A 10,484-nucleotide genomic window follows, 5' to 3' on the forward strand; every position below is an offset into this window, starting at 1 on the left:
GCGGTGAATAGTTCACAATTTTAGCGTGAACGGTTCACCGCAAAACAAACAACCAAACGATACAGTAAAACCGTAACAAAAAACCAATACTTAAAACTCAAGAGGAAAACGTCATGAAAAAATTCACAGTAGCAGCAGTCGCATTGGTCGCAGTCTTCAGCGGATCGGCAATGGCCGAAGGCTCCAAAATCGAAAAATCGACTTTGATCAACGCTTCCAAAAACACGCTGACCAACACGCAAGCCATCGGTCGCAACAGTGCCGCTAGCACCGGTTCTATCAACGTGGTCGGTTCGAAAGTCGAAAAATCGACCGTGATCAACGCGTCTAAAAACACCTTGACCAACACCCAAGCGATAGGCCGTAATTCGGTAGCGAACACCGGTTCGGTCGATATTCGTTAACAGCTCGATTCTTAAGTGTTTAGGCTTTGTTTAATTTCCCATTTTCTCCTGGATTTTCCGTCAGGAAAGGAGATTTTAAGGAAGAGTCCTAAACACCGTCTTTTGAATGAACGTCGCCGAAGACAAATTTACTGTAAGGAGAAAGACCTAATGGATTACCGCATGACACAGGGACGTGTTTTTTTAGGCTATGTTCGTACTAGTAGTTGAAATTAATACTACACCAATTTCGAAACATAAGGGTACGCTTTGCGTACCACAGCAGTACCGCCGGTAGTTTAACGTTCCTTCATGTGTTGCCTTGTGCCATCATTAGGTACGCGCAGCGTACCTTCATTTCACATCGGTCCGTAAACGAATTCATAACTTTACTCTTCGCGCCTCCATTCGTCGATCATCGCGGCCACTAAATTCGTCCAAGTTTGATGAGATGCACCTAGGCCCTTGCCGGTTTCGGCATGAAAATATTCGTGAAAGAGTAACAGATTACGCCAGTGCGGGTCTTCCTGAAAACGGCTGTCTTCCCCGAAAGCGGGAATGCGTCCATCGAAGCCCGGCTGAAAAAGTTTGATCATGCGGTCCGCCAATTCTTTGGCGAGCATGCCTAGAGTCAGCGAAGCGGGTTTATCGTCCAACATGACATCGACTTTGAATTCGGGACCCAAGGCTTTATCCAGTTTGCGTAGCGATTCGACCATTAAGAAACCGACCGGAAACCAGATCGGACCGCGCCAGTTCGAATTGCCGCCTTTCAATTTGGATTCGGCTTCTCCCGGCTCATAGCGGACGCTGCTCGCTCCGAACTCGAAGGGGGTTTCGGCATGGAATTTCGATAGACTACGCATACCGAACGGCGATAAGAATTCGTTACAGTCGAAGACGCGTTCCAGCATGCGTTTAATTTGAGCTTGATTCGGAATGCTCAACAAATAATTGGTTTGGCCGTTCCGTTCGACGGGATGACAACTGAACTGAGCGAATTGATTGCGGTTTGTCAGGAACCATTGCAGATTGGCCCGGAACGATGGAAATGGGGCGATCCAATCGGCTTCGAGGCGTTCGACGGCAAATAACGGGATCAGCCCGACCAAGGAGCGGACCCGGAACTTATCGAAATGCCCGTCATGTTGTCGGAGCACGTCATAAAAAAAGCCGTCGTCTTCGTCCCAAAGTTGGTAGTGGCGTCCGCCCATGTTTTTCATTGCGGCGCCGATGTAAATATAATGTTCCAAAAATTTGGTCGCGAGGCTTTCGTAGGTGCGGTTGGTCAACGCGAGTTCCAAGGCGATGCGCATCATGTTCAAACAGAACATCGCCATCCAGCCGGTTGCATCGGATTGTTCGAGAGTTTGGCCGCCGTTCAGGGGTTGGCTGCGGTCGACGACCGAAATGTTGTCGAGGCCTAGGAATCCGCCTTCGAAGATATTATTGCCTTGGCTGTCGACTTTGTTGACCCACCAAGTGAAATTGAGCATTAGTTTATGAAAACAACGCTCCAGAAAGTCGCGGTCGGCATGGCCGTGCAAGCGCTTTTCCATGTTGTAAACGCGCCAGACCGCCAACGCGTGTACCGGCGGATTCAAATCGGAAAAGTCCCATTCGTAGGCCGGGATCTGACCGTTCGGATGCTGAAATTGTTCGAATAACATCAGCCACAGCTGTTCTTTAGCAAACTGAGGATCGATCAATGCCATCGGGATGCTGGCAAGCGCTAAATCCCAAGCGGCAAACCAAGGGTATTCCCACTTGTCCGGCATCAGCAGCACACGCATCGAATTGAGATGCCGCCAGTGCCGGTTACGGATGGTTAGCCGCGATTCCGGCGGCGGTGCGCTCGGCAAATCGCCGTCGAGCCATTTGCGTACGTCGAATAAATAGGTCTGTTTGCTCCACAGCAAGCCGGCCAATGCTTGCCGCTGCACTAAGCGTTCTTGTTCGGTCGCAAGCTCGGGATGAAGCGTTCGATAAAATGTATCGGCTTCCGATTTGCGTTGTTTAATTAAGCTTTCCGCGTCCCGGAACGGCTCGTCGACGAGTTGCTCGCTTAGACGCAGATGAATTACGGCCGTTTTGCCAGACTCGATATCGAACGCATAATGTAAACAGGCCTTGGAACCGGAATTGTCGGGTTTAAGGCACGGTTCCCGATCGATAAGGTAGCGGTGAAACGCGTCTTTGGTGTAAATCTGCGTATTCTCGGTACCGTAGACTCTAAGGGTATTGGTTTCGTTATCTGTAAACAGCGGCGTGCAGTCGCCTTCGGCATATAAATGGTAATTGGGTAAGCGGTAAGGGAAAAGTAGGCCGGGTAGCGCACCTAGCTTGGCGGTATCGGCCAATAAGCAGCGATAGGGCGAATTCGGGGAATCGATTGATTTAATTTCCGGCGCCTGTTTGCGCGGTTCGCTCCAGGCCCAAGTATTTCTAAACCACAGATGGGGAAGTATGTGCAGCGGTGCGTCGTCGGGTCCCCGGTTGGTTGCGGATATTTTGATGCAAATATCGCTGGGCGATGCTTTGGCGTATTCGATTTCGATATCGAAGTAGCGGTTTTCGTCGAATAGTCCGGTATCGAGCAGCTCGTATTCGGGGCCTTGTCCTCCCCGGGCTTGATTTTCCCGAACCAACGCTTCGTAGGGATAGGCGCGCTGCGGATATTTGTATAGATAACGCATGTAACTGTGCGTCGGCGTGTTGTCGAGATAGAAATAATATTCTTTGACGTCCTCGCCGTGATTGCCTTCCCACATGTTGAGACCGAACGCGCGCTCTTTTAAAATCGGGTCTTGTCCGTTCCATAAGGCGATGGCGAAGACTAATAGTTGATAGCGATCGCAGATGCCGGCCAAGCCGTCTTCTCCCCAGCGATAAGCCTTGCTACGCGCCAAATCGTGGGGCAAATAACGCCAGGCATCGCCATCCGGACTGTAATCTTCGCGGACGGTTCCCCAGGACCTTTCGCCGACATAGGGACCCCATAACCACCAGGGAGGCATATCGCCCCGGTTTTCTTCGATTCGTTTGCGCTCGTTACAATCAGCCATGATCGACTCCTTGGAAGTGACCGGTAAGAGGTATCGATATGATCTATAATTCGAGTTTTATACCTTTCGCAATTCAAATTTCGGCAGTACCTTAGGAGGGGCCGAGCACCCCGGTGCCGAATTTTGATCTACGATGGGTATACATTGTTCGTATTTCCCTATCGATGTTTAATTCAATTGCGATAGCTGAGCCTTTGCCGAAATAACTCGCTGCACGCTTTAAACAAGCCGCATCATTGACTTGCCGAACTTGCCTACCCTAAATCAAAAAATAGGGACGTTATTTATAACCAAATCCTTACCAAGCTGACGGTAATTTTTTGTTGATTTTAATGTGTTTGTTTTCGCATGAGACGTATCCGCCTTTTTCCAATTCGCTCAGGATTCGGCTGATCATCTCCCGCGACGAGCCGACCCGCATCGCGATATCTTTGTGGGTCAACGGTATCGCAACGACTAATTGGCCCTCTTGATTCCGTTCGGCCAGGCTTTGTATCAGTTTAACGAGCCGTCCGTAGACGTCCAATAATGCCAAGCCATGGGCTAGGCTCGTCAAAAATCTTACCCGCTCGCATAGATAACGTATGATCGCCAATGCGATTGCAGAGTTTTGAGTCAGTAGCTGTACGAATTCGGCTTTGTGCAAAACGATCAATTCACATTTTTCGAGGGCGACGGCATTTGCGGACCGAGGGGCTTCGTCAAGTAGGGACAATTCTCCGAAATTATCTCCCGCTTGCAATGTGGAAAGAATCATTTCTTTTCCGTCTTCATTGGTTACGGTAATGTTGACTTTGCCTTTTTGTATGATGTACATGGCATTGGAAGTATCGCCTTCGCATAAGATCAACGAGTTTTTCAGAAATGTCCGGGTTTGGGTCAGTTTTGCCAGAGCGGTAAGTTCTTCGTCGTTCAATTCGCTGAATAAACCGTTGTTTCTTAAAATGTCAATATCGGTGGCCATGGCGACTCTGCTTTGATTGGTTATCAAGTAATGATTTCGGCGATTTATACCCGTCGTAGATCAAAATTCGGCGCCTGGGTGTCCGTTAAAGGACGCCGTGAACCCAGCACCTAAATTATCCCAGATGGTTAAGCATAGCCAATGGACTATGGAATTTAGGTGCTGGGTGAATACGTCCATGTAGGCTCTATGCCAGCTCCATGCTGGCAAAGCCTTTATGAGCGCCATGGATGGCGTGAATGTCGATTTTGCAGGAGCAAAAATCGACCGAACACCCAGGCGCCTCCTCTGGCACTGCCGAAATTTGAAGTGCGAAAGGTATACATTGGCAAAAATCGCTTTTCCTTATATTGATTTACAAAGCTAGCACATTAAAGAATTAATTGCTTACCATAATAAATGAAAGGGCGTTTTAGCCCGAATCGTTTAATGCAAGTTGACGAATATTGTTCTTTTATCAATAGAGTAGTCAAAATAAGTCCTGATTAGCAAGATGCTTCAGCTTACTGAAGCCAAGAGTCCGAGCAGGGGGCTAGTCGTAGTCGCAAAAACTAAAATATGCTTCCAGCTTGGGTAACCTGCTCAGGAAGCTCTAGCTTCCCGGCAATCAAGAAAGATTGAACGAGCGAGTCGGGGTTGATTGAGAGTGAGCGGAGGTTGTGTCGGTCTCAGGAAGCTGGAGCTTCCGGGGTGTGTTTCCCAAGCTGGAGCTTGGGAAAGAGCGTGATGTGGGTTGGCCGTTTTTAACTTGACGCGCATGGCTTGCGAATCCCGTCCTGCTAAGGATATGCTGATCTTTGCGCTTTAGCTGAAGAAACTTGCTAATCAGGAAATAAGTTGTAACTCAACAGAGTTTTGCCGGAGGTCATTTGTTATGAAAACCATAGCCGTTACGTTTTTAGTACTGACGGGGCTTGAAGTTCAGGCCTCGGAGTGCAGTAACATCCAATATCTGGATGCCAAGAGTCAAGGCGTCGAAGTCGTAAACGATCGTTGCGCCAAGGGAAACGAAGTTGGCCTGGGGACCGTCTTTAAATTAAGCCGGGACGCAAGATTATGGATCAAATCGTTACCTAAGCCCGAAACCGATGCGGATTTTCAACTCATTTGCCAAAACGGTTCGTCCGTACCACTCGAAGTCACGGTATCGAGCCTGTTTTTGCCGTGGATTACGCCGACCGATTTGAAAAATTGCACTGGCTGGGTGGACCATAAACTCAAATGCGACGGCGTTCATGGCGGCAGTAACGCATTCTTTTGCGCTATCGCGGCGATCAAGCGTTCCGAGACCGCAGGCAGCGGGCAACTTGCGATGTCGACCTCGGTTAAGATGAGAAATTATTCGGACGATGAAAAACAGGCCGGCATCAACGAAATCTTCGAGGCTATAGAGCCTGAAGTCTGGCTGTGCCGGAATCTTTTTCAAGTCGACGGCAAAATCACGGTTCAATGGAACGTCGATTCGATGGGGCGCGCCGAGTCCGTTACGCTATCGTCCATAGGATCTGAAGGCGGCCGGTTTTCGGATTGTGTCGAAGCCGTCATCAAAGACTACCGTTATCCGGCAACAAGAACGGGCCAAAAGTTTACCCGCACTTTTTGATGCTTGATTTACCGATCAACCGATGGATTGTGTTGATACCGCTAATCGCGGCGGCATTTTTGGCCGGCTTGATTCTGGACCGCTTGGCGGATACCGCTATCGACGACTGGATACACGATTCCGCGTTGGTCTTTCAAGCACGGGAAGATTGGCGGTACACTGCGGTTGTGGTTTTGGATCACGGCGTCCCGATCGATGTCGGCCGTAAACAGGCTTTACCGCTTTTTGCCAAAGCTACGGAACGAATTATTGCCGCTGGCGGTAAGGGCGTTTTTCTCGACGCGGTCGTTTCGAAAGAAATGGAAGGCAGAATGCCTTATGCCGCTTGTATCGAACCCTCCGGCGCCGTGCAATGGTCGCAGCCTCGATGTGCTGCTTCCCCTACCGGCGAATGCCGAATGAGTAATAGCGAATTAGGCAACGCGCCTTTGCAAATGCCGGCCTTTGCTATCGAACATTTCAAAATTGCCCCCTATTTTAGCGGTCAAGAAGCGCTTCCCGATTTCTTGCTGTACGGCTTGGAGGCCGCTTTCGCAGTACCCGAACACGGTTTGGTAGCAAGCGACCGCTTGGTCACTAAAAATAACAGCCCCATCTCACGATGGTTGGATTTGAGCCCGGATCATGCCGTCGTTGCTCTGACTCGATTTATCCTTCCGCAAAATACCGGCGACGAATATTTGCACGGACCCGATGATGAACTATGCGACGGCCGCCATCCATGCCGCCGAATACGGTTGAGCAAGCCGCAGTTCGTCATATCCGAAGAAGGCAATAGGCCGATGATACCGGTCAGTCGCTTGGCGTCTTGCGATAGCGAAATTGCAGAGCAGACTGCCGCGTTATTGAGGGATAAAGTTGCCGTGTTTCAGTTGACTGCACCCGACGAAGCCACCGACGTGTTGGTGACGCCGATGACGACGGGTTTGTTCGGCCCTCATTTGCCGACTCACGGAGCGCAGTTTTTGGCCGATGCGGTCGAGACGCTATTGAATCGAGATCATCCGAGAGCGCCCGCGTTACCGGTAAAAGCGGCATTGTTTTTGACGGCGGCCATGATCGGCGTCCTATCGGGCGCTTATTTGAAACAGAGCTTTGTTTGGCTTATCGGCGGCTTGTTTATTGCGGCTGTCGGGTCTTTGTGCTATTTGAACGACTTGGTTCAACTTTGGCCGGTAACGGCTAGTATGATCGTTTTTATCGCAGGTGTCGGCCAAACGATAGGCATCCATTTGATCATCGGTTCGCGGGAAGGCAAGCTGATTATCAACTATATGCCGAGGCAAATTCATAATTTATTGATAAGCTTAAAACCCAACGAGACCTTTCAAAACCGGCGTCGATTCGCGCTGGTATTGATGAGCGATTTGGCCGGGTATACGACCGTGACCGGTTTCATTAAGGATCCGGCCGAAGTGCTGAATCTAATGAACGATTATTTGAGTGAAACCTCATTGATTCTTCAGGATAAATACAATGGCTGGTTGGAGGATTATGTCGGCGATATGGTTTGCTATTATTGGCCCTATCAATGCAACGAAGGGGAGAATGTATCGGCATGCGCCAATGCATTGCAGGCCGCGTTGGAATTGGTCACATTGCAAAAACGTTTTTTTGCGACGCTCGAAGAGCGCTATGATCGAAAAATTGAAGCCGATGTGCTCAAACGGATTCATGCGATTATCGACGCCGGTGTCGGCTTGACTGCGGGTTCGGTGGTGATGGGCGATCTGGGGCCGAAAAAAGGCGTCAGAAAATTCGGTATTTTGGGCGATCCGATGAATCTGGCCGCGCGAGTGGAAAGCCTGACCCGCTTGTTCAATACCGAGATCATCGTCACCGAAGACTTTATCGGCGCAGCCCGGCAATTGAATTATCCGGCCCGGCGCTTAGGGCGCCTGCAAGTCAAGGGCAGGAACGAACCGGCAAACTTATATGCCGTGGGTCATGCCGGCGACCCGCGTTTTTCGTCGGATGCGATTGCCGCTTGGGAAAATTGGCTGACCGGAATCGAAACGTATGGCTCGGCGACATCGGAATGTCCCGAAGTTTATCGAAAGGACCGAAGCACGATAACGAAATGGCTGGAAAGACGCTTATTGGGCGCCGACGGCGTCTGGCATTTGGACGAAAAATGATTCCGGCGCATTCCCCGGCTCAATGACATCAAACACATACCGAACCATGGATCGAGATCCTAAACAATCAGCCGTCAACCGAACTAAAGAGTCGGATGAAACCATCATTCAACAAAAGCCGCGCCGAACAGAGGGCAATTCGGATTTATATTCGGCTCGAACGCAGCACGAACTCTTCGGAACGACCGGCGGAATCGGTAAAACAGCGACCGGTTTTGATGAAGGAAGTCCTTATGCCGACGGCTCAGTGACTCCGGGTTCGGGCTCGGTATTGAAAAATCGCTATGACCTTTTGGAGAAAATCGGAACGGGGGGCATGGGTAGTGTTTATAAAGCCTTGGACCGGCGCGATATCGAAGCCGGCAATTCAGCCTTTATTGCGGTCAAGGTGCTGAATGACGAGTTCAGGGCTAATCCCGAATTATTGAAGGCCATGCATAGCGAAGCCAGAAAAACCCAATCGCTGGCGCATCCGAATATTTTGACCGTTTACGATTTCGACAGAGACGGTCCGATCGTATTCATGACGATGGAATATCTGGAAGGCGTTACGCTGGACAAAATCGTCAAAAACCATCCGGCGGGACTCGAACAGTCCGAAGCATTGGCGATTATTAAGCAAATTTGCGCTGCGTTGAGCCATGCGCATGCAAAAGGGATTATCCATTCGGATTTTAAGCCCTCCAACGTATTCATCGATATTCATAATCGAGTCAAGATATTGGATTTCGGTATCGCACGGCTACAGAATTTTTCCCGGGTGGGAAGTTTCGATGCCGGCGTGCTTGGCGGCATGACGCCGGCTTATGCAACGCTGGAAATGTTGCATGGGGAAAAGCCGGATCCTCGGGACGATATTTATGCGTTGGCTTGCGTGGCTTATGAATTGTTCGCCGGCTTTCATCCGTTCAACCGGCAGCGTGCCGACGATTCTTTGCAAAAAAAGGCCCGCCCCAAAGCGATACGATCGCTCAATGCCCGGCAATGGAATGCATTGAAGAAGGGGCTGCAGTTCAAGCGCGAAGATCGAACCGATAGTGTTGAAGCGTTTTTAAAAGGTTTGGAATCCCGGAACAAGCCTTACCAGGCTTTGTATTATGTCTTGCCGGTAGCAATATTGCTGGGGGCGGCGATGATGATTCGGCCCTATTGGGAGCAGTATTCGATCGAAAAACCGGAAAACGATGGACCAGCCGAACGGCCGATCGATAAAACGGCTGCTCAATATGAAACGGAGAAGCCGGTCGCTGATGAAGAAACTTCCGAAGTTTCAACACCGTTAAACGGCAAAATCGATCAAAATTCCTTACCCGAGCATATCTTTACTGTTTCGATCAACAAAACCGACTTTAAAATCGGAGAAAGTTTAATAGTCGATTTTCAGGTCGAGCAAGCCTTGCATGTCTACATCGCCGTAATCGATGCGGCGGGTGCCGTGGGTTGGGTATATCCCAATCCCTATCAGGAAAATAATTACAGTCTTCCCGGCAAGCGCTACCGGATTCCGCCGGAAGAGGGCGATTTTACAATCGATATCGGAGAGCCGAAAGGTACTGACCAAGTGATTGCGATAGCAAGCCCCGATGCTTTGCCGATCGATGCTATCGATGTTTTTAACCCGGAAAAACTCAAAGAAACCTACCAAGTCGTCATCAAAACACTGGAATTTACCATTCGCTGAATGTATTAATCGTCATCGTCTTCCCGGCTTGCCAGCGCGACAATTATTTCCCGATATTCATCGGCTTTAGGGCGGTACAGGAACACGGCCAAAACCGATAACGCGGTAAAAATATAAAGGGTGTTGTAATCGTCTCCCAGCAGGAATATCACCAAGCCCATCAAAGCGACCGTTTCGGCGAGTCCCATCGATACGATCACGGTAAGCAAATAGCGCTGTTTGGCCGGCTTTGGCCCGGGCATGGTTTGGTTTAGACGCAATTGAATATGGCGGAGCAGATTGGTCACCGGAAAACCGATAATGGCCAACACATAAAAGAGGGTACGAATCAGGACGCGTTGATCTTCCGGAAGATTAATCCGCCATGGTTCGCCGGCTACATGGCAAAAAATCAAATAGGCCGCTACGGTTGTAAGGGTCAGCCCGGCGACGGTCCAATGAAGTTTGAGATCGTTGTTACTGTGTTGTAAAGAATGGTGACTCGACATGAGACTTCCTGTAAGTTTGTGATAACCATGTAGATTGCGAAAAAATTCAGGTTGGCGGGTAGCCAGGCTACCGAAAAAAGCCATTTTAGCTAATTTCTGTGTTCCCGCGTTTTAATCTCAAAATATCTTGGAAATTGTTGGTGATCATTGGTTAGAAAGCGC

At 49.6% G+C, this 10,484-nt stretch carries 7 protein-coding genes; 4 read left to right on the forward strand and 3 right to left on the reverse strand.

What is annotated here, in order from left to right; all coding sequences use genetic code 11:
- Positions 1-113: 113 nt before the first annotated feature.
- Complete coding sequence (locus ACRJJO_RS00955) at positions 114-404, forward strand: hypothetical protein (RefSeq protein WP_431064113.1); 291 nt, start codon at positions 114-116, stop codon at positions 402-404.
- A gap of 368 nt (positions 405-772) precedes the next feature.
- Here the strand turns inward: ACRJJO_RS00955 and ACRJJO_RS00960 are convergent, their stop codons facing one another.
- Both ACRJJO_RS00960 and ACRJJO_RS00965 read right to left on the reverse strand, forming a co-directional pair.
- Entirely contained in the window at positions 773-3,448 is a 2,676-nt protein-coding gene (locus ACRJJO_RS00960; protein WP_431064114.1) for an MGH1-like glycoside hydrolase domain-containing protein, read from the reverse strand.
- A 298-nt stretch (positions 3,449-3,746) separates the two neighbouring features.
- Positions 3,747-4,412 carry a Crp/Fnr family transcriptional regulator gene (locus ACRJJO_RS00965; RefSeq protein WP_431064115.1) on the reverse strand — a complete coding sequence of 222 codons (666 nt, stop codon included), beginning with the start codon at positions 4,410-4,412 and terminating at the stop codon, positions 3,747-3,749.
- 874 nt (positions 4,413-5,286) lie between these two features.
- On the opposite strand from ACRJJO_RS00965, the gene ACRJJO_RS00970 reads away from it, so the two are divergent.
- From ACRJJO_RS00970 to ACRJJO_RS00980, 3 genes are read left to right on the forward strand one after another with little or no spacing between them, the layout of a single operon-like run.
- Positions 5,287-6,015, forward strand: a complete 729-nt coding sequence (locus ACRJJO_RS00970; RefSeq protein ID WP_431064116.1) for a hypothetical protein — start codon at positions 5,287-5,289, stop codon at positions 6,013-6,015.
- Entirely contained in the window at positions 6,015-8,153 is a 2,139-nt protein-coding gene (locus ACRJJO_RS00975; protein WP_431064117.1) for an adenylate/guanylate cyclase domain-containing protein, read from the forward strand. The genes ACRJJO_RS00970 and ACRJJO_RS00975 overlap by 1 nt, the downstream gene beginning before the upstream one ends.
- Before the next feature lie 46 nt (positions 8,154-8,199).
- Positions 8,200-9,834 (forward strand): serine/threonine-protein kinase, encoded by a 1,635-nt coding sequence (locus ACRJJO_RS00980; RefSeq protein WP_431064118.1) that lies wholly within the window; start codon positions 8,200-8,202, stop codon positions 9,832-9,834.
- A gap of 5 nt (positions 9,835-9,839) precedes the next feature.
- Here ACRJJO_RS00980 and ACRJJO_RS00985 read toward each other — a convergent pair whose 3' ends face one another.
- The gene (locus ACRJJO_RS00985) at positions 9,840-10,322 is read right to left on the reverse strand and encodes a hypothetical protein (protein ID WP_431064119.1); all 483 of its coding nucleotides are present in this window, start codon (positions 10,320-10,322) and stop codon (positions 9,840-9,842) included.
- Between the last annotated feature and the right edge of the window lie 162 nt (positions 10,323-10,484).

It is taken from the genome of Methylotuvimicrobium sp. (assembly GCF_050611805.1).
In the GTDB taxonomy this organism is placed as follows: Bacteria; Pseudomonadota; Gammaproteobacteria; order Methylococcales; family Methylomonadaceae; genus Methylotuvimicrobium.

Bases quoted from the DNA above. Each gene is read 5' to 3' on its own strand.
- ACRJJO_RS00955 (WP_431064113.1), top strand. From the start codon at position 114: ATGAAAAAATTCACAGTAGCAGCAGTCGCATTGGTCGCAGTCTTCAGC.
- ACRJJO_RS00960 (WP_431064114.1), bottom strand. From the start codon at position 3,448: ATGGCTGATTGTAACGAGCGCAAACGAATCGAAGAAAACCGGGGCGAT.
- ACRJJO_RS00965 (WP_431064115.1), bottom strand. From the start codon at position 4,412: ATGGCCACCGATATTGACATTTTAAGAAACAACGGTTTATTCAGCGAA.
- ACRJJO_RS00970 (WP_431064116.1), top strand. From the start codon at position 5,287: ATGAAAACCATAGCCGTTACGTTTTTAGTACTGACGGGGCTTGAAGTT.
- ACRJJO_RS00975 (WP_431064117.1), top strand. From the start codon at position 6,015: ATGCTTGATTTACCGATCAACCGATGGATTGTGTTGATACCGCTAATC.
- ACRJJO_RS00980 (WP_431064118.1), top strand. From the start codon at position 8,200: ATGGATCGAGATCCTAAACAATCAGCCGTCAACCGAACTAAAGAGTCG.
- ACRJJO_RS00985 (WP_431064119.1), bottom strand. From the start codon at position 10,322: ATGTCGAGTCACCATTCTTTACAACACAGTAACAACGATCTCAAACTT.